Here is a 20316-nt window from a genome sequence, read left to right on the forward strand (position 1 = left end):
TTGGTCAATCGATGGGGGTAGAGTCCTGGCATGACCGACACCGCGACCGGCACCGACGCGCGGGCGCCTGCGGGGCGCCGCGAGGCGGGGTTCCTTCCTGCGCCCGCCACCGGTACGCGCGGGTCGGTGTGCGGTCGGGCGCCGAACCGGCCGACGCCTGCGCCTATGCCTGCGGGGAGGGCAGTGGGTCCTGGCTCACCAGGCGGTGTCCGCGGGCGGCCGAGTCGCGCACGGCGTCGAAGCCGTACCCGAGCATCTCTTCCTCGTAGGCGTGCAGGGCCTCGGCGAGCGGCCGACCGCCGACGGCCTGGACGAGACGGCCGGTCAGGACGCGGGCGTCACGCAGTGCCGTGTTCGCGCCGACGCCGATGGCAGGGCTCATGACATGGATGGCATCGCCCAGCAGGGTGACCGCGGTCGTCTCCCAGGCGGCGACGGGCACACTGGTGCGCACCGAGACCGGGAAGATCGAGGCGGGATCCTGGCGGGACACGGTCTCGACCAGCCCAGGGTGCCAGCCCTCTACCAGGGACAACGTCAGCGCCTGTAGTTCCGCGCCGGTCATGGCGAACAACTCCGCGTCGCTGCAGGGGAACTGCTCCCGGCGAGCACCGAAGACGCACGCGAGGTAGTCGCTGTCGTCGCCGAGCTCGACGCCGGGCGCCAGCCGGGCCGTCACCTCGTGCATCGGCTCGCGGTACTGCACGGGGGCGAGTCCGACGAAGCGCCGTTCCGGACCGACCACGGTGGTCCACAGCCCGAGCAGCTCGGGCGGGACCGACACTCGGGCCTCGTCGGAGGCGAAAGGCACCTTGCCGTAGAGCAGCCGCAGTCCGGCATCGACGACCTGCGCCTTGGGCAGGTACTGCTTGCGGACCGCCGAGTTGACCCCGTCGGCACCGATCAGCACGTCGCCGGAGACACTGGTGCCGTCCGCGAAGTGCGCGGTCACCGAGCCCGAGGCGTTGTTGTCGTAGTGGGTGAGCCGGGCGCCGTAGTGCACGGCCTTGTCCAGGCCGGACAGCAGGATCTGGCGGAGCGTCATCCGGTTCACCGCCAGGTGACCGCCGCCGGGCAGGCCCGGGACGGGCGGGAGTGCCTGGGCGTGCAGCAGGTTCAGCTGGTGGTCGAAGGTGTCCATGCGCGGCCCGGGGGTTGCGGCGGTGGCCGCGAACACCTCGTACGCCTGCGGGGTCAGCACGGCCCTGAGGGCGGTGATGCCGTCGGAGTTGATCCGGATGCGGTAGCCCTGGTTGCGGAAACCCGGGCTGGGGTCCTTCTCGTAGACGGCGACGCTGATCCCCGCCTGGTGGAGGCCCTGCGCGAGGGCCAGGCCGCCCAGGCCGCCCCCAGCGATGATGACACGCAGATCCGACACAGTCGTGTCCCTTCTCGATCATGAAACGAAAAGGGACGCACCGGACGTGCCTCAACGGGCACCGTACGAGCGACTGTTCGCCATCCGGACTACCTACCGGACCGTGACTTTCGTACGTCCGCCAAAAACGCTAGCACAGGTTCATTGGCAAGCCCCCGGGTGGGCCAATACCCTCCGCCCCGCCGCGAAGTGGGCGGCGGGGCGGCCATCCGACCGGAGGTCCCTGACATCGACGTCCGCGCCAAGGCGGTGCTGAAGGCAAGGACGCCCTCCGCGGCAGCCAGTTCTGCGGTGGCGTCGTCGGCGCCGCGTACCTGGAGGGCGTCGGCGATAAGCACTGTTCGACCCCTGAGCCGGGCAAATCTTCAGCTCAGGGGTCGCAGACAGCCACTCACTCAGATTTCCGGACCACCGAACCAACGGCTGGCGGCCTGCTCAAACGCTTCACGATCAGGAGTGCGATCACCCGCCCAGACGACGACGCCGTCGGGTCGGACCAGCACGGCATCCAATCCGAGATCGTTTCTCGCCGGACCGGCCACATACCGCATCCGGCTCTCCCAGCCCACCGCTGAACCGCGCAGGCATCGGTCGGTGCTGAAATCGAGCGCGACGCCCCGTCCGTCCCGCATCAGGTCGCCGAGGCGAGGGCCGTTCGCGAGGCGAAAATCCGGGGCGTTGCGGCCGACCAGTGGATGCTCGCCGCCAAGGTCGTAACGGATCGACGATCCCGATGTCCTCTCGAACACGTACGTCGCTCCGTCACGGGTCCCGATCAGGTCGCGTATCACTCCTTGGATCGCTTGGGCATGTGGGTCCGGCCGCATGGCCGCCACCTGGGCGCGCGACCAGTCGAGCACCTTTTCGGCGATCGGACGGCGCTCGCTGGTGTAGGTGTCGAGAATCCCGTCGGGCGCGTACCCGTGCACCGTCGCCGCGAGCTTCCAACCCAGGTTCATGGCGTCGCCGATGCCGGTGTTGAGTCCCTGCCCGCCAAGGGGGGAGTGGATGTGAGCGGCGTCGCCCGCGAGCAGGACGCGTCCCTGCCGGTAGGTCGTCGTCTGCATCGCCCGATCGGTGAAGGTCGAGACGAGATGGACCTCGCTCAGTGTCACGTCGGTGCCGGACACACGGCGCAGAACCGCCTGGAGATGGTCGAGAGTCGGCGGCTGCGAGCGATCGAAGGCGCCGCCGTCGAAGTCCATCATGCCGATCTGCCCGTCGTTGGGCGGCTGGAGGTACATGCCCGTCGGCGTCAGATTGAACCCGGGGCGCAGCTTCTCGGGATCGGCGACGGTGGCGTGCATGCTGTAGCCGGTGAACTGCGGCTCGGTGCCGGCGAATTCGAAGCCGGCGAGCCCACGCACCGTACTGCGTCCGCCGTCGCAGCCGACGAGCCAGTGCGCCGCGTACTCGTCCGCGCCGGCCCCCGCGACCACGCCCTCGTCGTTCTGGGCGATGGCGGAGACCGTGACGCCGCGCTTGATCTCCACTCCGAGCTTGGACGCCTGCTCGGACAGCACGGCCTCGACCGATTCGAGGTAGGTCAACAGGCCCTGCGGTGCCGGGCTGGAAAGCCGGTACGGCAGGGCGGCCACGTCGACCTTGGCCGGATCGAGCACCATGCCGGCGAAGTGGCCACCGTGACGAGGGGCTGACGGCTCGTCCGCGTCGGGGTCCGCGCCGGGATCGTCGTGGACGCCCGACGCCGTCAGAACCTGGTGCAGCATCCCACGGCGGTAGAACGCCTCGACCGATGCGGCGGACAGGCCCCGCATCCCGAGCGGCTCCGCCTTGAACGGAGAGTGGGGTCCCGGCTCGCGCTCGAGCACCAGGACAGAGCAGCCCGCGAGGCCCAGCTCGCAGGCAAGGAACAGACCGACCGGGCCAGCGCCCACGATCACTACGTCATGCACAAGAGATCCCCTTCCCCAACCCACAGCCGGATGGGCACCCGGCAGGACCTCTCGAAACGTGCCAGACCCCACCGACATCGGACCGACAGCCCCCGATATGACACCGACACCACGGCTACGCCGCTCGATCCCCCCTGGTCAAAGCGCCGATCAGCCAGGAGGAGGCTTTACAGGTCCCAACCCCGGGGACTGTCCCGTTCGATTCCTGGCGTGAAGTCGGCTCTGCGACGGCCAAGCGATCACTGTCGTCACGGGGCGGGCAGCTCCGTCTTCTACGGCGACACCGACAAGCGCTGGAGCTGGGTCCATGTCGACGACCTCGCCGACGCCTACGTCCGCATCCTCGACAACCCCGCGGCTGTCGACGGGGAGACCTTCGTGATCGCCGACGAGCAACGGCTGAAGGCTCTTAGACGTGCAGCGCGCGGCCGTCCGTGCCGCCGGCAGACTGAGCCGATCGGTGCCGGAGCCCGCTCGGGCTCGCCCCGCCGGCTCCCCGTGGGCGGGGGAGACGGGGGCGGCCGATGCGGGCTACCGCCATCCCGGGCGCGTCGGCGTCCCGCAGCGCGAAGTGACCGCGGCGGCGTTCCGAGCGGCCGAGACATCCGAGGATTGCCGAATCGGCAAGGGATGGCGGGGCTCGCGGCGACGACGCTGAATCAGCTGGTGCAGCCCGTGATCGAGGTGTGCACGTTCTACGGCGTTCTGCCGTGGGAGCTGTCGTCTCGGCCACTGGACCAGTACTTCGCCGGGCCGGGCAGGCGGGGCCACACCACGATCCGCAAGAAGATCACCAGCGTCGACCAGTACTTCGCGTTCCTCGAACAGCGCTACGCCGACGAGATCCTGCGCCGGTTCGGGGCGGCGGTGGAGTCGCCGGTCGATGCCTTCAACCGGCCCCGTCATCGCGGGGACTTCGGGCTGCGGATCCCGCCGTCCCGGACGGAGATGAAGGCCTTCTTCACCTCATGGCGCCAAGAACTGTGCTCGGCGCGCAAGTACCCAGTGGCGGTCCGCAACTACGTGATGGCGAAGACCGCCTACATCTCGGGAGTACGTGCGACCGAGCTGTGCCTGGTCCGGCTCGGCGATCTGCACTGGGACAACGGCCAGTGGGGGCCGCTTCCTGGTGCGGGGCAAGGGGGCTCGCGGCTCGGGGCCGCGCGAGCGGGAGGCATTCATGTTCGCCGAGGGCCGTGAACTGCTGTGGTGGTACAGCGAGGAGATCCGGGGCCTTTTCCCCGACGACGCGCTGGACCCCTACGCTCCGCTGTTCCCGTCCGAGCGGTTGCCGTCCGCGCTCGGCGCGGACGTGGGGATCGCGCCGCCGATGCATGCCGATACCTTCCGGCGTGCGCTGCGCCGTGCCTCGCTCGCGCATTTGAAGGGCACGGTGACGGTGCTTTTCCCGCATCTGCTGCGGCATGCCTGTGCGACGCATAACTACGAGTCGGGATGCCGCTTTGGGATGTTCAGGTGCTATTGGGGCACGAGTGGCCGACCACAACGGTGGGTTACCTGGCTACCGCGAAGGGGGATCCGGAGCGGGCCAGCCTGGAGTCGTCCCGGCGTGCTGTACGTCGGCTGAGTGGGGAGACGTGACGGAGTGAAGTGGAATCTGCGCTGGGTGGCGGCCGGAAGGGACATCTGGCGGCCCAGTGATCTGAAGACCGCGTTTGAGGCGGTCGGGTTCACGCCGTCGCTGAGCAAGGTGTGTGCGCTGTGGTCGCAGGCGCCGGTGACTGTGCGGCTGGATGATCTCGACATGATCTGTGCCGGCCTGGAGTGCACGGTCGCGGACCTGATGGAGGCCGAGTCGCTCGCCACCGAGGAGAGCGGCAGGCAGGACGGGCAGCAGGCGGTCGGCGGGAGCCTGCGCTCGGGCAGCGGTGGCCGGCCGGTGCCGAAGCAGTCTGGTGGCAAGGGCGGTCTGCGTCGTCTGCCGCCGAACTGAGCATGGCGTCGCGGAAACCTGCCGGGTGGCGCCCGTTGTGCACGTTCACACGTGCTCACGGCAAGCTCATCCGTGGCCGCGCCATCCCTGACCTTGCCCAAGTCCAGACCGTGCTCGAGGAGATGGCCACCGAGCGCGGAGTCGGCGAGACGTGGCGCTTCCACACCAGTGAGGGTCTGCGGCTTGCGCTGGCCTCCCGACCGCCGGACGAGCGCCTGGTGCGTCCCGAGGCGCTCGTGGATCTGCCGCAGATGGGGCCCACCCTGCACGCGGCTCTGAAGCGGGCCGGGATGCTTGCGCCGCTCAGGCCGCGGCTGGTGCCCTTCTGGATGTCAGCGGATGTGGGGAACTGCCGCGAGTGCCTGGCCTGGACGAACGAGCGTGATCAGCGGTGTGCGTCCTGCCAGAACTGGGCGATCGGTCGGCCGACGGGCCCGTGCCACCGCTGCGGTCGAAAGCTGCCACTCAGGGACGATCACCGCCGAAGCTGTGTGCTGCTGATCGCCGAGACCGAGTACGACGTCGACGGCATCCTTCTCGACGGAGGCGACCAGCTCTGGTTCGGCGGCCCCTTCGCCCTGCACCTGATCTGTACACGCGCCCGTGAAGGCGGTCTGTACGGGCGCCGGCGCCTGCAGATCAAGCGGCGCGAAGCCGTGGCAGCGTCGCGGGCCGCTCGCCCCGTCTCCGTGCATCTCGCGCGGCCCGGCCAGCTGGAGTTGTTCCACCTGGCCCGCGACTGGAACCGGCTGGACGAACGCCGCCTTCCCGCCCTGACACCGGCGGCCAAGGAGGTGCTCGACGGCTTCGTCACCCACATCCGCGCCCGCGGCTGGACGATGCAGGCCCTGGGACCCAGCATCCGCACCCTACGTGTCCTGCTCGCCTACCTGGGAGGCGAAGCCCCGCTGCTGGAGGAGGATGTGCGCCTGCTGGCCCGCCGCAGCTGCTTCAGCGGCGCGCGGGTGATCAATTACTGGCGTCCGACCGGCCGTCTCGGCCCCAACCACAGGGCAAACGCGTACCTGGCCCGGGCCCGGCGCGCGGCTGATGACGCACCGGGCTCCTTCCGCCCCTTGGTACACCGGTGGATCGACGTCCTGTGCGGGCAGGCCTCTCAGCCCAGCTGGCCACTTGCGCCTTCCACGGTCTCCTCCCATGTGCGCCTGGCCGCACCTGTGCTGTGCGCGTGGTGCGCGGACGGCGTCATCGATCTGCGGGCCATCACACGGGAAGACATCGGGGCGGCACTCCAGCCGAAGCGGGGGCAGGCCGCATCGTCTCTGGCCACCGCACTGCGCTCACTGTTCCGTGCGCTCAAACGAGAAAGGCTGATCTTCCGCGATCCGGCCCGAGGCGTCTCCACCACGAGCGCCGTTACCCTGCCCGGGCCACTGCCCGACGACCGCCTGCGGGGCACGCTCGACCGCATGCCGTCAGTGCGTCACCAGCTCACTTTCGTCCTGGCCGCCGTGCACGCGCTGAGCGGCCATGACCAGCGCCATCTGCTCCTGGACGACCTCGACCTGAGTCGCGGCACGCTCCTCGTACGGCGCCGGGACAAGCCCGTTCACACCCTCTACCTCGACGACCTCACCTTCCGCCTGGCCCGACGGTGGCGGGCCGAACGCCATCGCCGTTGGCCGACCAGCACCAACCCCTACCTGCTCGTGACCGTGTGCACTGCCGTCGACGACACCCACCCCGCCGTCAGCCCCCAGGCGATCACCAAATCACTACGCCGGCTGGGCCTGCAGGTCGGACGCCTGCGGATGGACCGCATTCTCGACGAGGCCAAACACACTGCCGACCCCGTCCACCTCATCCGTCTCTTCGGCCTGTCCCCTTACACAGCCAGGCAGTACGTCCGAGCCGCGCACCCATACGGCGGAGGCCCGAGCCCACTGTGATCTGCCGAAGGCGGACCGTGTGTGGTCAACGTCCGCTCGCCAGACGGACCATCGAGAGATTGGCGCCGTCGACGCGGGCATCGGCTGGCTCGGTCGCACTGGGCGGTCTCCCAAGCTGACCAGACTATGGCGATCTCAGCGTGCGATCTCCTGACGGAGTTGGGTGAGGGCGCGGTGAAGTGTGCTTTTGACCGTTCCGGGGGCCATGCCGAGAGTGGCGGCGGTCTCGAACGTGGTCATCTGCTCGCAGTACCGAAGCACGACGACGCTGCGCTGCTTGGGGGTCAGACGCTTCAGGACTTCCGTCAACAAGGACCTGTCGGCGTGCTGGTCGCTGGTGTCCTTGACGGACGCCTCGGGTATGTGTGCGGTCGGAATTTCTTCCAGCTTCCGTGCCCGCCACCACTCCGTGCGCGTGTTGATCATGACGCGGCGCAGGTAGGCGTCCGCGAGCCGTTTGTCGGCGATGCGTCCCCACTGGCGGTACGTGCGTAACAGTGCGATCTGCAGGAGGTCCTGGGCGTCGAGTGGGTCGCCGACCAGGCGCCGGGCACTGCGCAGCAGAGCGTCGTGCCGGGTACGGACGTACTCCTCGAATTCCAGCACCGCGGTGCGATGCTTGCGGGGATCCATGCGTGGGCTCCTTTCACACGCGGGCATGAGCGGTCAGTACGTGCTGTGTGGCGGAGCGACACCGAGTGGGCAGGCCCGCCCGTCCCGGCGTCGGCTCAGGCTCGGTACCGTGCCGGCCGAGTCGTCAGGTCGCGGTGCCGTAGCAGTAGTCGCACGCGTAGCCGACGGTGGAGCGATAGGTGCAGGAATGAACGGCGGCAGCTTGCGGGGCCGACTTGGTCGCCTCGCTGCCGGCGGCGGCTTGAACAGCCATGACGGGTACGGTGACGAGCAGTCCCGTGGCCAGGACCAGGGCGCTGGCGGCGCGGGTGCGGTGGTACGGCACGGGCATGTCCGTCTCCTTGTGGGAAGCAGGGGTGGTTGGGGTTGGTGGCGGGCTGTCAGCAGCCCGGCAGATGGGGGACCTTGGGGGCCGCTCCCGCGTACGTAGTGGTTGCTCACCCAGGCCGGGTCGCTGCCGTGCAGCAGGGTGACCTTCGTCCACCACTTGTTTCCCGCAACCTTGGTGGTGTGCCGGTTGGTCTGGCAGAACGCCCGCAGGGTCGCATGGGACACCCGTGTGACAACCCGGCAACCCGTGCGCGGGCACTCCCGCAGGGCCACCTGAGTGCCCTTGATACGGATCTTCCTCACGCCGGCGGCCGAGGTGTTGTCGGACACCGGCACCAGGGTGGAGGTCTGGGCGGCCACATGCTGCGCGCCCTGCGCATCGGCGTGTGCGGAACCGGCCACGGCCAGGCCGCCGGCCAGAGCGAGGGCGGTCGCGGCCGGCGCGAAGCTGCTGCGCACAGTAGAGGACATTGCTGTACTCCTCTCACTGGCGCCGCACTTCGCGGCGCACTTGGGTCGTTACAGCGGCAGACCGGGCCGATCTTGGGGCGGTCCGTGACGGGTTTTGGGCAACGGCCTTCCGCCCGAACAGGGAGGAGGACCGGGCTGCTGGCCGCTCCCCTCGCGCCGGCCAGCAGCCCGGCCTCCGGAATTGACGGCCCGTCATGATGGGCCGCCTACCGGGGAGGTGGGTCAGTACGAGCGCCTAGTGGATCCTTTGGCAGCCGGTCAGTACGGCTCGCTCTGTCGTTTCTCGGACCCGTCGTCAAGTCCCATGACCACGTGGTAGCCAGGCCCGTCCCAGTACCAGGCGGTCTGATGGACCTTGTCCCTTCGCAGAACCCCGTGCGACAGAGTCTTGTACTCTCCGTGGCCCTTATTGCGCCACAGGTAGTAGGCGCAGATGCCGGCATCCGTCCTCTTGCGGAACGTGGCGACCACGAACCAGTGTCCGGGCGCCGTCTTCTTGGCGTCGAGTTGGGCCGTGCACTGAAGATTGGAGAAACGGATGTGCCGCACGTCGGAGTAGTACTCGATGACCGTCGGCGATGCGGGCCTTGCCTGAGCGGGTTGCCCTGAAGCCGCAGCGCCCGGCCCGCCGCTCAGGGCCAGGGCGGCCACGGCCAGGGCGATCGGCTTGCTGATGGTGGTGATCGACACCAGGTGCTCCTTCGAACGAGGGGCTGCTGCCTTCCGGAACGGCCGCGTGTGAGATGGCGGCCGGTGAACAGCCGGACCTGACGTGCAGATCCGGTGCCGTACGACCTCGACTTTCCCGGCCGCGCCATTGAATGGACAGCCGGAGCCGCCACCCTGATCAATGGCGACGTCACAGGTCACGGGCACGGCGCAGCACGCTGACCAAAAAGCGCGCGAGAGCCGTTGACGGCGTGGCGTCGGGAACGCCCTGCCAGGCGACGACTGTGGCAGCCAGGGGCTGTGGAGAAGCTGAAGGTTTCTGAAAGAAAGGCTCGTGCGCCAACTCCCGGACGGTGTCCGGCTCTTCAGGTTGGCCACAGGTGGATTCCCTCATGCTGGAGCCATGCGCGTACTGGTGGTTGAGGACGACCGGCGGATGGCGGAGCTGCTGCGGCGCGGCCTGGTCGGTGAGGGATGGGCGGTCGATGTCGTGCACGACGGACCGTCGGGGCTCGAGCGGGCGGGCGAGAACCCGTACGACGCGATCGTGCTGGACGTGATGCTGCCGGGCCTGAACGGATACGGAGTGTGCGGCCGGCTGCGTGAGGCGGGCATCTGGGCGCCGGTGCTGATGCTGACGGCGATGGACGGGGAGTACGACGAGGCGGAAGGCCTGGATGTCGGTGCGGACGACTACGTGACCAAGCCGTTCTCGTTCGTGACGCTCCTGGCCCGGCTGCGCGCGCTGATGCGGCGCGGACAGCCGCAACGCCCCGCCGTGCTGCGCGTCGGGGACCTGGAGGTGGACCCCGCGGCCCGGCACTGCCGTCGCGGCACGGTGCCGGTGGCCCTGACGGTGCGGGAGTTCTCGGTCCTGGAGTACCTGGCGCGGCGCGGCGGTCAGACGGTCACGAAGACGGAGATCCTGGAGCACGTCTGGGACGACCGGTTCGATGGAGACGTCAACGTGGTCGAGGTCTACGTCAGCGCCCTGCGCCGCAAGATCGACACCCCCTTCGGACGGCGGTCCATCCGCACCGTCCGGGGGGTCGGCTACCGGCTCGACGTTGCCCCGGAGGGCGCATGCTGAGGGCTCGTCGGGCCGGGCGAGCCGAGCGCGGTCTGCGCCTGGGCAGCGTGCGACTGCGGTTGACACTGGCCGCGACCGCCCTGGCCGCCGTCCTGCTGACGCTGGCCGCCGTCGCCAGCGCCGTCGCCGTGCGCAACTCGTTGGTGGCCTCGGCGATCGAGCGGGTCACCAACGGCACAAGCGCCGAGGTGGCCGAGTCGCCCGTGTGCGAAACCGGTCCCGACAACACGTCCTGCGTCGAACCGCCTCCCGACTCGTCCCCCGACCCGCGTGACACGCGCCCCCTGGTCCGAGGCGAACACCTGTCCCTGTGGCCATGGACCGACCCGCACGACGCCACGTTCGTCGCATCGGAACAGGCCGACGGGACGTTCCCGCCGGACGTCTGGGCGGACCAGCAACGCCTGAACACCACCGTGTGGCGGCTCGCCGGCGGCACGCTGGTGCTCACCCTGGTGACTGCCGGCGGGACATGGCTGGTCGTCAGCCGGGCCCTGAAACCGTTGGACGGAATCCGCAAACAGTTCGCCGCACTGAGCCTGAGCAGCCTCGACCAGCGCATACCGACGGCGCGCGGCGGCCGGGAGTTCACGCAACTGGTGGCGACGATGAACAACGCCCTGGACCGGCTCGATGAAGCGGCCGCCCGGCAACGGCAATTCACCTCCGACGTCGCCCACGAACTGCGCACCCCGCTCGCCTGTCTGCGCGCCGAACTCGAACTCGCGCTCGCCCCCTCCGGGAACGCCCACTGGCCCGACGCCGCCCGTGACGCTCTGCACGACACTCTTCATGTCCAGGACATCACCACGAACCTGCTGCTCCTGGCCCGCCTCGACGCCCAAGCCCCACACTCGAAGACCCTCCTGACCAAGCAAGTCGACCTGCCCGACCTGATCCGCGACGCGGTCGCCCGCCGTGACGTACCCGATCACCTGAGCCTGGTCGTCGCCGCACCCGACGAACCCGTGGCCGTGACCGGCCACCCGGGCCTGCTCGCCCGCGTCCTGGCCAACCTTCTCGGCAACGCCGAACGCCACGCGGCCACCACCATCGCCGTCGCGCTCACCCTGGACCACGAACGCCGACAAGCCGTACTCGACGTGGCCAACGACGGCCCGCCCATCTCGCCCGAACACCGGGAGACCATCTTCGAACGCTTCAGTCGGCTCGACGACGCCCGCACACGGGACGCCGGGGGCACCGGCCTCGGCCTGGCCATCGCCCGCCGCATCACCACACTCCACCACGGGACCCTCACCCTCGCCCCCAGCCAGGAAGACCAACCAGGCGCCCGGTTCACCGTACGACTGCCCCTCGCCCACGAGGACGTCCTGCCGCTGGTCACCGAACTCCTGCACGCTTGGGACCAGCCCGACGACATCCCCGAACTCTTCACCCACAACGCCGGACACCAGCCCCTCGAAGACGTCGTGCCCGACCTGGCACGCGCCCTCATCACAGCCGGACGCGACCACCACCTCCACGCACTGCTCCTCCACGTCGCCCGGAAGGCACCCGCCTGGGAAGTCACCGGCCTCGCCGACATCCTCCGCGACGAAGGCATGCCCGCAGCCGCCGACGAACTGCTCGCCGCCCGCACCGCACGTGTTCGTTGAACCGGCATGACCATGGGCTGACTTCGCGTCCTCGGGCCCGGCAGCAAGCGGCGCACGGGCACGGCGTGGACACGTCGACCACATGGCGGCGCCCACGACCGCTCGACCTTCGCTCCACGATGGGGGCCTGGCCACCCGTCGAGGGATGTGCGCGCATCTTGCTGCCGACGTCCGACTGCTGGTCAGCGCCGCCGCCCATGACTGCGCGTGGAGGTCTCAAGTACCCGCGGGCGCGTTCTTGCAAAATACGGGCGGAACGGCCCAGGATCCGCAGCGCGGTAGCCGGTGGCAGGACCGCGAGCTGGCCGATCGTTTCCACCCCGAGGCGCCGAAGTTCGACAGCCTGGCCTCGGCGGATGCCATAAAGGTCCTCGATCGCCTGTGGCGCCAGGAACTGCTCCGTTTCCGATGGCGCCACGTACTGGATGCCGCCCCTCCCCGGGCGGGCTGAAGCCATGGCCGCGACCGACCAGCACGGCCCGATGCCCACCACAGTGTCCAGCCCGAACCACGCCAGAGCCTGCAGCCGTATCCGTTGCGCGAGCTCGACCGGCCCTGCCGCAAACAGCCGGAGGGCACCACCAGCCTGAGCAACAGCAGCGCCAGGCGGCAACGCCTGCACGATCGGAGTGAACCGCCCCAACACGGTCATCAGCCCGGGTAGCCCGCCGCGCTGCCGCAGCAGAACATGAACGAACGCGGCGACCTCGGTCACCTCTTGATCACCTCCCCAGTCACTCGGCGAACCGGACGGCGCCTTGCCTCATCCGGCGGGGACCAGCCGGTGTGTTCACGAACTGCGGTGTGCGGGAATCTGCGAGCTGGTCGGATTCATCTGAGCCTCGGCCCGAAAGCTGCCGCCATCGCGGAACCCGTCGTGCGGCGGAGCCGGTTCAGTCCTGGTCGTTCGCGTTCTGTTCGGCGTGGCGGTGGCGGTAGGTGTCGATCTCGGCCATGTGTTCCTCGGCCCAGGACCGGAGCGCGGCGAGCGGCACCTCAAGAGACAGCCCCAGTGCGGTGATCCGGTAGTGCACGCGGGGAGGGACGGTCGGCTGGACTCGGCGGGTGACCAGGCCGTCGCGGGTGAGGTTTCGCAGGGTCGCCGACAGCATCTTCTGCGACACGCCGGGCATCCTGCGCTGGAGCTCGGCGAAGCGCACCTCCTCCGGGGCGGCCTCGGAGAGCACCTTGATCGCCATGGACGTCCATTTCGTGCCGATCCTGTCGAGCAGCCGGCGCGTCGGGCAGTCCGGTTCGAAGAGGTCCCCGCGTGCGGTGAGGGGACCCGTCGGGCGGGTGGTCACCTGGAGCTCACCGTCTTTCGTGAAAGTGCCGTCTTGGTACGTCAACTCTAGTCACCTAGGTTCAGGTTGTAACCAATGGTTATCGCTTGGAGTTGATGTGATGTCCCACGTGTCGCCCCCGCCGCCCGCCCGCCACGCCGCCGGTCCGGGCAAACATCCGGACGTGGAGATACGCACCGTCGCCGTCAACGGCGTGGCACTCAGGGTGGCCCTCGCCGGCGAGGGCCCCGCACTCCTGCTGCTGCACGGCTTCCCGCACACCTGGGAACTGTGGCGGGCGGTCATCGGCCCGCTGGCCCGACGCCACCGGGTGATCGCACCGGACCTGCGGTGGCTGGCCACCGGCCGAGAAGCGCCCGCGGGGGAGCCCACGGGAGCGGGATACGACGCCGCGACACTCGCACGGGACGCAGAGTGCCTGCTGGAAGCACTCGGCGCCACGCGCGCCGCTGTGGCCGGCATCGACGCGGGAGCCCCTCCCGCCTTCCTGCTCGCCCTGCGGCGCCCCGACCTCGTCCGGCGACTGGTGCTGATGGAGTCGCTCCTCGGCGGACTGCCGAGCGGCGGTACGGGCGACGGGTGGCCCGCGGCGGGCGGGCCCCGGTGGTGGTTCGGCTTCCACTCCGAGCCCGGTCTCGCGGAGTCCGTGCTGACCGGCCACGAGGACCGGTACATCGGCTGGTTCCTCGACCAAGGCACGCTCGGTCGCGGCGTCCCCACCGCGCTCCGCGAGGCGTTCATCACCGCCTACACCGGTGAGGACGTCCTGTGCCGCGCCTTCTCCTACTACCGCGCCCTGCCCGCCAGCGCCCGACAGCTCCAGGACGCCGCCGCCACGGCCCGGCTCACGATGCCCACCATGGCCGTCGGAGCGCACCCCATCGGTGCCGCGCTCGAACAGCAACTGCGCCCGATCGCCGACGACCTGATCGGCCATGTCCTCGAGGACTGCGGCCACATCATCCCGCTGGACCGCCCCGCGGCCCTGCTCGCACTGCTCCAGCCCTTCCTGGCGGCCGACATCACCACATGAGGGCGGCCATGGCCCTGACTCCGATCGAACCGGCCGCGCCGGCAGAGGGAGATGACGCAGCAGAGCCTCCAGGAGGCGAACACCCGGATGGAGGGCGTTGTCGAGGCGGCGTATGCCACGCCCGGCTCCGAGACGAAGTTCAAGCCGTACTGGGACGCGTACAGGACCAGCACCGACAAGGCCATCGAGGGCTTGCAGGGCGTCAGCGACGTGCAGCAGGTCTCGGACGCTTTCGTGGGCCCGACGACCGGACCGCCGGAGTAGCCGCCACCGGAGTGACCGCCGCCGTGGTGGTGGTTGCCGTGACGCGCGCCGTGGTGGCGGTTGTGCTCGCCGCGGTCGGCCCAGGCGCCGGGCCCCTTGTGGTCGCGTCGGCCGACAAGCGGGTCGCGTACGCCACTGCCGCGCGCACCCGGATGCGCTCCTCGGTGCTCATGGGCGTGCCCTGGACGGCGTGCCGTTCCAGCGCGGCGATGGTGTCGCGGGAGATGGCGAGGGCTGCCTCGATCGACATGCTGATCTCTCCGAGCTGGAACTGTGTCACCGGGCTTGTCGCCTGCCGAGCCGGGTTCTCGAACGACGTGGCGCGTTCGGGAGCACGCTCGACGAAGGACTCCAGTGCGCCCTGCGCGATGCCGATGGGGGTGCCCACGCTCGCGGAGAGCAGGAACGGGAAGACCGCATAGGAGTACTCGACGACTCCTGCGTTGGCCGCGGAGGCGTGGTCGCCTCGCAGCAGTCCGGGGAGAGGCAGGGCCCGGTCGTGCGGGACGAAAACGTCCCGGGCGACCGAGGTGCTGCTGCCCGTGCCCTGCATGGCACTCATGTGCCAGTCGTCGATGATCTCCATCTGGGTGGTGGGAACGACGGCGAGATACGGCTCGTTGGCGCCGTCCTCGTGGGCCAGGACGGCTGCCAGAACGTTCCACGTGGCGTGCAGGACGCCCGTGTTCCAGGGCCACCTTCCGGTCAGCAGGTAGCCGCCTTCGGTGGGTACGAGTGTTCCGCCCGGCGCTGACACTCCCGCGACGCGGGCTCCTGGGCCGCTGAACACCAGTTCCTGGACCGGGTCGGGGAACAATGCCGCCCAGTAGCCGCACACGGCGTACAACGCCATCACCCACGATGTCGATCCGCACGCACGGGCGATGGTGCGCACCACTTCGAACTCTGTCGCCGCGTTCACCTGAAGACCGCCGAAACGCCTGGGCACCGTGAGCCGGGTGATGCCAAGGGTTTCGAGAGCCTCGATGCCGGCCTCAGGCAGCCGCCGCAGCCGTTCGGCGTCGGCGGCGTTCTCACGCAGCATCGGGAGCAACTCCTCGACGGACCGGACCAAAGCGTGGTCGACACGGTCCGACAGCGTGCGGAACTCCGGCACGGTGGTGCTCACGTCTCCTCCAGAGGGGTTCGGCTCAGGAAACGCGGCACCTCCGCGTTGCCGAGCCTGCTGTGTCACCGGGTGCTGTCCGGCACCGCGGGCACTCGGCGGACCGTCATCCTGATCCGGTCGACTGCTCACCCGACAGGTCAATGACTGCTCGATCGGTGTCAGGACCGCCGTGGCCCGGGACCGGCTGCCGCCCGTTGCCCCGCGCCCGCCGCGTCGTCGCGGACCCGGACGTGCTCCAGGAGTTCGACGGGTGCGGCGATCAGGTTGGGGTCGGTGTGGGTGTAGTAGGAAGCGTCCGCGACGTACACCGTGTCGCCGCGGCGTGCGAGGGACGTGGGGTTCTGCAGCCCGTCGGCGGCGGTGAGCACCGCGGTGTGAGAGCCGTCGGGACGGATGAGTTCGACCCGGTTGCCGGCGTTGTCGGCGGCCAGCACGTCGTCGCCGTGGCCGGTGAAGGTGAAGTCGTCGACTGCTCCGAGTCCGGCGGCGACGGTGTGCACGGTGCCGGGGGTGCCATGGCGGCCGATGGGGACACGCAGCAGTGTGCCCTTGTCCATGGTGGTGACCCAGACGGCGTTGTCGCGGATCTTGAGTCCGTTGGCGCCGAATCCGCTCGGTGTGCGTGCGGCGAGCTCGGGCGCCTTCTTCCAGACCGCCGCGGCTGTGCCGTCCGGCGTCATGCGCCAGATGGCGCCCAGCGAGGAATCGGTGGCGTACAGGTAACCGCCATGCAGGGCAAGGCCGTTGGGGACGCTGTTCGCCGGCAGGGGGACCACCCGGCTGGGGACGTCGCCCGGGCGGAGCCTCCACAGGCCGGTGAGGTCAGCGGTGCCGGCGGAATAAAGGACGTAGAGGGTGCCGTCGGGGAGCCGGACGATGCCGCCGATGAAAGCACGGCCGGTCAGGGGTGCGTCGGTTCCGGTCGGAGGGGCCGGGAGCGTGCCCAGGACGTGCGTTCCGCGGTCCGCGGTGAGGCGGACGATCTGGTGCGCGAAGGACATGGTCACATCGAGGGAACCGTTCGGTTCGGTCGTCAGGTTCTCCGGCTGCTGGCCGGCCGCCAGGTCGAGGTGCCTGATGATGTGCGGGCTGCCGAGGCCGGGTGTCCCGGCGGACGCGGGCAGGGCGGCGCCGGCGAACGCGACGACCGTGGCCGTGGCGGTGATCCGTATTCTGCTGCTGATGCGCATTTCTGTTCTCCTGAGAACCGTCCTGGACGGACGGACGGACGGGTGCGGGACTGCGGGCTGTTGTGGCTGATGCTGTGGCCCGGCGCCGCACTGGTTCTTGCCGTGCGCGGCGATGGACAGCGGCTCCCACGCGCGCCACGTCGCCGAGGAAGAAGCGCAGCGGCGGGCGGGCCGCGTCTACGATCTGCGGTACGGCGTCCCGTGTCGCGACCGGATCGCCCTGCACGGCATTGCGCTCCCGCCGGGCTTCCTGGGCCTGCTCGCGGTGAACTGGGCGACCTCTTGAGCGAGTGACTGGCTGAACGTTTCCAGCGCCCACTTCGACGCGGCGTACATACCGACGTTCGGGAAGGCGCCGACGCCGCTGATCGAGCTGACCTGAACGATGTGCCCGGCGCGCTGTGCGCGCAGGAGGGGCAGCGCCGCCTGGGTCACCCACAGCGCACCGAACAGGTTGGTGTCCAACTGCGCGCGGGCCTCGGACTCGCTGATTTGGCGCCGATCGGATCGAGCAAGGGCTGCGAGCAGTAGAGGTTGGCCACGGTCAGCCCGCCACGCCACGGCCGGCGCGAGGGCCACCGTACGGCTCACCGCCTGTGGCACGGCCGATCCGGGCACACCCGCTGTCCTGTCCATGTTCTTCCTTCTCCGCCTCTCTGCGTCGCTACGAAGCCGGCGCCTCGTACGGAAACAGACGCTACGAACGCCGTGCCGGGCGGAGAAGGGTGTGCCGCACCCCCTCCCAGGCAGGGTGCGGTACACCCAGGCTCGGCGAGCGGACGACCTGGTTCGGGCCCACGACCCGCGTGAAGCGGGCAGCGTGCTGGGCGGCTCCAGCAGCATCAACGGTCTCGTGCATCTGCGCGGGCACCGGTCCAGCTACGACGCCTGGGCGCGGACGGCAACGGGAAGCAGACCGAGGGAGTGTCGTGGACCGGGACGAACGTGGTCGCCGGCCGGCGGCAGAGCGCGGCCGACGCCTGTCTGCGCCCGGTACTCTCCCGCCCCAACCTGACGTTGATCACCCGCGCACACGTCCAGCGGCTGGTGCTCGACGGGACCCGCTGCCGGGGATCGGGCCCGCGACGCATCCGCGGGATCTGGGGATCCCTGTGCGCGCCGACCTTCCCGGTGCCGGGGAGAACCTCCACGACCATGTACTGAGCTGGGTGTCGTACCGGACGAATTGGCACCGGCAGAAGGTCGCGGGCGTCGCCCCCGGGCCCGTCGTCCGTTCACAGCGCCGTGGGTGCCGCACACCCTCCCGGGCAGGGTGCAGCACACCCAGGTTCAGGACACGGCGCGCCGTTACGGTGGTGCGTATGACGAGGGACAACGAACTCGGTGACTTCCTTCGCGCACGCCGCGACCTGGTGTCGCCGGTGGACGCGGGCCTGCCGTGGCACACCTCCCGCCGGGTGCCCGGACTGCGCCGGGAAGAGGTCGCGCTGCTCGCCGGGGTCAGCACGGACTACTACACGCGGCTGGAGCAGGGCCGGGAACGGCACCCCTCGGAGCAGGTCCTGGAAGCCGTCGCCCGTGCCCTACGCCTGGACGGCGACGCCACCGGATACCTGTTCAGGCTCGCCCAACCGGCTCCGCGGACCGCGGTCACCGACCCGGCGCGGACGGTCAGCCCGGAACTGACCCGGCTGATGAACCACTTCCTGGACCTTCCTGCCTGCGTGGTCAGCCCCGCCCTGGACATCCTGGCCGCCAATCCCGCAGGTCAGCAGCTCTACAGCGGGTTCGACCGGATGGACAACCTGCTGCGCATGGTCTTCCTGGACCCCGCCGCCCGGCGGTTCTACCGGGACTGGGATCATGCCGCCCAAGGCGTCGTCGGCAACCTCCGGGCGCTGTCGGCCCCCTTCCCGAACGACCCGCGCGTCGCCCAGGTCGTCGGGGAAGTGTCGCTGCACAGCCCCGCGTTCGCGGCCCTGTGGGCCAGATACGAGGTCCGGCCCCGCACCAGCGAGGACAAACACCTGTGGCACCCGCTGGTGGGCGGGATGCGCCTGCACTACGAGGCGTTCACCGTCACCAGCGCGCCCGGCCAGCAGCTGTTCGTCTACTCCGCGGAACCGGGCACTCCCAGCGCCGACGCGCTGGTCCTGCTGCGGAGCCTGGCCGGTGACACGCTCGCCGAGCACTCTGCCCCCGGCGTCGAAAGCCGTACCGCCCGCTGACGCCTCGATCACGGAGAGCACGTACAGACGTGCCCCGGAGAGACGGGCATCGACTTCCCCGGCACTCCGGCAACGATGACCGGCGCTGCTCGGCGATATCGAACTCCCCGATCTGCATGAGGACCCTATCTGGGGGTGGCGCTTTCCCGGGCGGCGTCTTCTCGGTGATCGCCTTCGAGCGCCGGGCTGGTACCGGGTGATCACATCCGAGTACGACCACGTCATGGACCGCGACGAACCCGTGATGCTCGATCAGCTCCGGGAGCCGCTGGTCAGGCTCGCGGGGCCGCCCCGAAGTGAGCGCACTCGTCCGGCACGCCCTCCCGGACCAGTTCGGTAGGGGAATCGCCCGCGCGTACAGCTTTGGCCGATGCCTCCGTCAGGAATCCCCTTGCCCTCATTGCAGCGCAAGCGCAGTTGCCGCGGGGCGACGGCGTTCGGCCGGGGCCCTTCCGGCGTCTCTCCGCTCGGGAGACCAGGCCCTGGCGAGCCATTCGCACCGGCCCGTAACTGGCCGAACCCGAAATTCGTGCAGCCCCGTTTTACGGGCAACTCCTCGCCCATGGTGGCACAGAAGTCGGACAGAACTCAGGCACAACTCAGGCACAACTCAGTGGGATGCAGCTCCGGGCCGACGAACCAGGAGGCCAGCGGTCCTGCCCTTGTGGCGTTGGCGGTCGGGTCTTTAGCGTGGCGTCAGCATTTCAGGGTGGCTGCGGATGCCGGGTGTCCTGTCGACAGGACGACGCCGATCTGTGAACCCGCGCCGGCCCTGCGATTCCCCTTTCGAGTCATCCCGTGACGGATTAGGACGGTGGCAGTGAGCACGAACCCCTTTGACGACGAGGACGGCCGCTTCTACGTCGTGATCAACGATGAGGAGCAGCACTCCCTGTGGCCGGTGTTCGCCGAGGTGCCCGCGGGCTGGCGGGTGGTCTTCGGCGAGGCGGCCAGGGCCGAGTGCCTGGAGTACGTCGAGCAGAACTGGACCGACATGCGTCCGAAGAGCCTGCAGGAGGCCATGGCGGCGGACTGAACGCCGCTCGCATCCGACGGGGGAGTGGAACACGATGTCCGTATCTCGCCTGTGCCGAGCGCCCGGCGCAGAGCGGGGCGTCGAGCCGATGCGGCGGAATCCGTCGACATCGCTCACGGCCAACGGCGGTGACGCTCACGGGCCGGCCGGGAGCCGTGGGCCGGCCGGCGGCGGGCTCGCGGACCCGGCCGGGACGACGCT

The 20316-nt window shown here is 69.7% G+C and carries 21 protein-coding genes and 3 pseudogenes; 15 read left to right on the forward strand and 9 right to left on the reverse strand.

The genetic code is table 11. The annotated features are described in order from the left end of the window. Positions 1-163 precede the first annotated feature (163 nt). Positions 164-1378 (reverse strand): FAD-dependent oxidoreductase, encoded by a 1215-nt coding sequence (locus AVL59_RS10700; RefSeq protein ID WP_067302046.1) that lies wholly within the window; start codon positions 1376-1378, stop codon positions 164-166. 395 nt (positions 1379-1773) lie between these two features. Next, positions 1774-3294, reverse strand: coding sequence for an FAD-dependent monooxygenase (locus AVL59_RS10705; RefSeq protein WP_067302049.1), 1521 nt, complete (start codon positions 3292-3294; stop codon positions 1774-1776). Between the two features lie 30 nt (positions 3295-3324). On the opposite strand from AVL59_RS10705, the pseudogene AVL59_RS56300 reads away from it, so the two are divergent. From AVL59_RS56300 to AVL59_RS10725, 5 genes and pseudogenes are all read left to right on the forward strand, one after another. Then, positions 3325-3621 (forward strand): annotated as a pseudogene (locus AVL59_RS56300) (hypothetical protein); the annotation flags it as partial. A 303-nt stretch (positions 3622-3924) separates the two neighbouring features. After that, a complete protein-coding gene (locus AVL59_RS55985; RefSeq protein WP_067302051.1) occupies positions 3925-4494 on the forward strand; it encodes a site-specific integrase in 570 nt (189 codons plus the stop codon). Further along, on the forward strand, positions 4475-4882 hold the full coding sequence (locus tag AVL59_RS55990; RefSeq protein ID WP_067302054.1) for a hypothetical protein: 408 nt from the start codon (positions 4475-4477) through the stop codon (positions 4880-4882). Before AVL59_RS55985 ends, AVL59_RS55990 begins: the two co-directional genes overlap by 20 nt. An 18-nt stretch (positions 4883-4900) precedes the next feature. Continuing rightward, positions 4901-5248, forward strand: a complete 348-nt coding sequence (locus AVL59_RS10720) for a helix-turn-helix domain-containing protein (protein ID WP_067302057.1) — start codon at positions 4901-4903, stop codon at positions 5246-5248. Positions 5249-5358: 110 nt separating this feature from the next. Next, on the forward strand, positions 5359-7158 hold the full coding sequence (locus AVL59_RS10725; protein ID WP_159399890.1) for a site-specific integrase: 1800 nt from the start codon (positions 5359-5361) through the stop codon (positions 7156-7158). A gap of 135 nt (positions 7159-7293) precedes the next feature. Here the strand turns inward: AVL59_RS10725 and AVL59_RS10730 are convergent, their stop codons facing one another. From AVL59_RS10730 to AVL59_RS10740, 3 genes are all read right to left on the reverse strand, one after another. Beyond that, complete coding sequence (locus AVL59_RS10730; protein WP_067302062.1) at positions 7294-7791, reverse strand: SigE family RNA polymerase sigma factor; 498 nt, start codon at positions 7789-7791, stop codon at positions 7294-7296. Between the two features lie 124 nt (positions 7792-7915). Next, positions 7916-8122, reverse strand: a complete 207-nt coding sequence (locus AVL59_RS10735; protein WP_067302064.1) for a hypothetical protein — start codon at positions 8120-8122, stop codon at positions 7916-7918. Between the two features lie 728 nt (positions 8123-8850). Continuing rightward, complete coding sequence (locus AVL59_RS10740; protein WP_067302067.1) at positions 8851-9282, reverse strand: hypothetical protein; 432 nt, start codon at positions 9280-9282, stop codon at positions 8851-8853. Between the two features lie 382 nt (positions 9283-9664). Here AVL59_RS10740 and AVL59_RS10745 point away from each other — a divergent pair, with 382 nt between their 5' ends. The 3 genes from AVL59_RS10745 to AVL59_RS10755 all read left to right on the forward strand — a co-directional run bounded on the left by AVL59_RS10745 (position 9665) and on the right by AVL59_RS10755 (position 12421). Then, a complete protein-coding gene (locus AVL59_RS10745) occupies positions 9665-10351 on the forward strand; it encodes a response regulator transcription factor (RefSeq protein WP_067302069.1) in 687 nt (228 codons plus the stop codon). Continuing rightward, entirely contained in the window at positions 10345-11970 is a 1626-nt protein-coding gene (locus AVL59_RS10750; protein WP_067302071.1) for a sensor histidine kinase, read from the forward strand. The genes AVL59_RS10745 and AVL59_RS10750 overlap by 7 nt, the downstream gene beginning before the upstream one ends. Before the next feature lie 145 nt (positions 11971-12115). Beyond that, the gene (locus AVL59_RS10755; RefSeq protein ID WP_067302074.1) at positions 12116-12421 is read left to right on the forward strand and encodes a hypothetical protein; all 306 of its coding nucleotides are present in this window, start codon (positions 12116-12118) and stop codon (positions 12419-12421) included. Between the two features lie 442 nt (positions 12422-12863). Here the strand turns inward: AVL59_RS10755 and AVL59_RS10760 are convergent, their stop codons facing one another. After that, a complete protein-coding gene (locus AVL59_RS10760) occupies positions 12864-13274 on the reverse strand; it encodes a winged helix-turn-helix transcriptional regulator (protein ID WP_067317125.1) in 411 nt (136 codons plus the stop codon). Positions 13275-13374: 100 nt separating this feature from the next. Here AVL59_RS10760 and AVL59_RS10765 point away from each other — a divergent pair, with 100 nt between their 5' ends. Both AVL59_RS10765 and AVL59_RS10770 read left to right on the forward strand, forming a co-directional pair. Next, complete coding sequence (locus AVL59_RS10765) at positions 13375-14307, forward strand: alpha/beta fold hydrolase (protein WP_079146630.1); 933 nt, start codon at positions 13375-13377, stop codon at positions 14305-14307. Positions 14308-14358: 51 nt separating this feature from the next. Continuing rightward, complete coding sequence (locus AVL59_RS10770) at positions 14359-14571, forward strand: hypothetical protein (RefSeq protein ID WP_237281472.1); 213 nt, start codon at positions 14359-14361, stop codon at positions 14569-14571. On the opposite strand, the gene AVL59_RS10775 is transcribed toward AVL59_RS10770, so the two are convergent. Together AVL59_RS10775 and AVL59_RS10780 are read right to left on the reverse strand one after the other, a co-directional pair. Then, a complete protein-coding gene (locus AVL59_RS10775) occupies positions 14510-15700 on the reverse strand; it encodes an acyl-CoA dehydrogenase family protein (protein WP_067302077.1) in 1191 nt (396 codons plus the stop codon). The genes AVL59_RS10770 and AVL59_RS10775 overlap by 62 nt on opposite strands. 158 nt (positions 15701-15858) lie before the next feature. After that, complete coding sequence (locus AVL59_RS10780) at positions 15859-16890, reverse strand: SMP-30/gluconolactonase/LRE family protein (RefSeq protein WP_067302080.1); 1032 nt, start codon at positions 16888-16890, stop codon at positions 15859-15861. A gap of 112 nt (positions 16891-17002) precedes the next feature. Here AVL59_RS10780 and AVL59_RS54065 point away from each other — a divergent pair, with 112 nt between their 5' ends. Next, positions 17003-17176 (forward strand): hypothetical protein, encoded by a 174-nt coding sequence (locus tag AVL59_RS54065; RefSeq protein ID WP_237281969.1) that lies wholly within the window; start codon positions 17003-17005, stop codon positions 17174-17176. A 44-nt stretch (positions 17177-17220) separates the two neighbouring features. Here AVL59_RS54065 and AVL59_RS56305 read toward each other — a convergent pair. Then, positions 17221-17526 (reverse strand): annotated as a pseudogene (locus AVL59_RS56305) (SDR family NAD(P)-dependent oxidoreductase); the annotation flags it as partial. Here AVL59_RS56305 and AVL59_RS56310 point away from each other — a divergent pair. From AVL59_RS56310 to AVL59_RS10800, 4 genes and pseudogenes are all read left to right on the forward strand, one after another. Continuing rightward, a pseudogene (locus AVL59_RS56310) lies at positions 17525-17727 on the forward strand (hypothetical protein); the annotation flags it as partial. The pseudogenes AVL59_RS56305 and AVL59_RS56310 sit on opposite strands and share 2 nt — an antisense overlap. 51 nt (positions 17728-17778) lie before the next feature. Then, positions 17779-18054 carry a GMC family oxidoreductase N-terminal domain-containing protein gene (locus AVL59_RS52960; RefSeq protein ID WP_079146631.1) on the forward strand — a complete coding sequence of 92 codons (276 nt, stop codon included), beginning with the start codon at positions 17779-17781 and terminating at the stop codon, positions 18052-18054. 158 nt (positions 18055-18212) lie between these two features. Further along, positions 18213-19079, forward strand: a complete 867-nt coding sequence (locus AVL59_RS10795) for a helix-turn-helix domain-containing protein (RefSeq protein ID WP_067302087.1) — start codon at positions 18213-18215, stop codon at positions 19077-19079. 820 nt (positions 19080-19899) lie between these two features. Continuing rightward, positions 19900-20115 (forward strand): MbtH family protein, encoded by a 216-nt coding sequence (locus tag AVL59_RS10800; protein WP_067302090.1) that lies wholly within the window; start codon positions 19900-19902, stop codon positions 20113-20115. The last annotated feature ends 201 nt before the right edge of the window (positions 20116-20316 follow it).

This window comes from Streptomyces griseochromogenes (assembly GCF_001542625.1).
Lineage (GTDB): Bacteria > Actinomycetota > Actinomycetes > Streptomycetales > Streptomycetaceae > Streptomyces > Streptomyces griseochromogenes.

Excerpts from the sequence above, each read along its gene's own strand:
- AVL59_RS10755 (WP_067302074.1), top strand. The coding sequence starts at position 12,116 with ATGTGCGCGCATCTTGCTGCCGACGTCCGACTGCTGGTCAGCGCCGCC.
- AVL59_RS54065 (WP_237281969.1), top strand. The coding sequence starts at position 17,003 with ATGGACAGCGGCTCCCACGCGCGCCACGTCGCCGAGGAAGAAGCGCAG.
- AVL59_RS55985 (WP_067302051.1), top strand. The coding sequence starts at position 3,925 with ATGGCGGGGCTCGCGGCGACGACGCTGAATCAGCTGGTGCAGCCCGTG.
- AVL59_RS10780 (WP_067302080.1), bottom strand. The coding sequence starts at position 16,890 with ATGCGCATCAGCAGCAGAATACGGATCACCGCCACGGCCACGGTCGTC.
- AVL59_RS10795 (WP_067302087.1), top strand. The coding sequence starts at position 18,213 with ATGACGAGGGACAACGAACTCGGTGACTTCCTTCGCGCACGCCGCGAC.
- AVL59_RS10745 (WP_067302069.1), top strand. The coding sequence starts at position 9,665 with ATGCGCGTACTGGTGGTTGAGGACGACCGGCGGATGGCGGAGCTGCTG.
- AVL59_RS10770 (WP_237281472.1), top strand. The coding sequence starts at position 14,359 with ATGACGCAGCAGAGCCTCCAGGAGGCGAACACCCGGATGGAGGGCGTT.
- AVL59_RS10735 (WP_067302064.1), bottom strand. The coding sequence starts at position 8,122 with ATGCCCGTGCCGTACCACCGCACCCGCGCCGCCAGCGCCCTGGTCCTG.
- AVL59_RS55990 (WP_067302054.1), top strand. The coding sequence starts at position 4,475 with ATGTTCGCCGAGGGCCGTGAACTGCTGTGGTGGTACAGCGAGGAGATC.
- AVL59_RS10750 (WP_067302071.1), top strand. The coding sequence starts at position 10,345 with ATGCTGAGGGCTCGTCGGGCCGGGCGAGCCGAGCGCGGTCTGCGCCTG.
- AVL59_RS10730 (WP_067302062.1), bottom strand. The coding sequence starts at position 7,791 with ATGGATCCCCGCAAGCATCGCACCGCGGTGCTGGAATTCGAGGAGTAC.
- AVL59_RS10765 (WP_079146630.1), top strand. The coding sequence starts at position 13,375 with ATGTCCCACGTGTCGCCCCCGCCGCCCGCCCGCCACGCCGCCGGTCCG.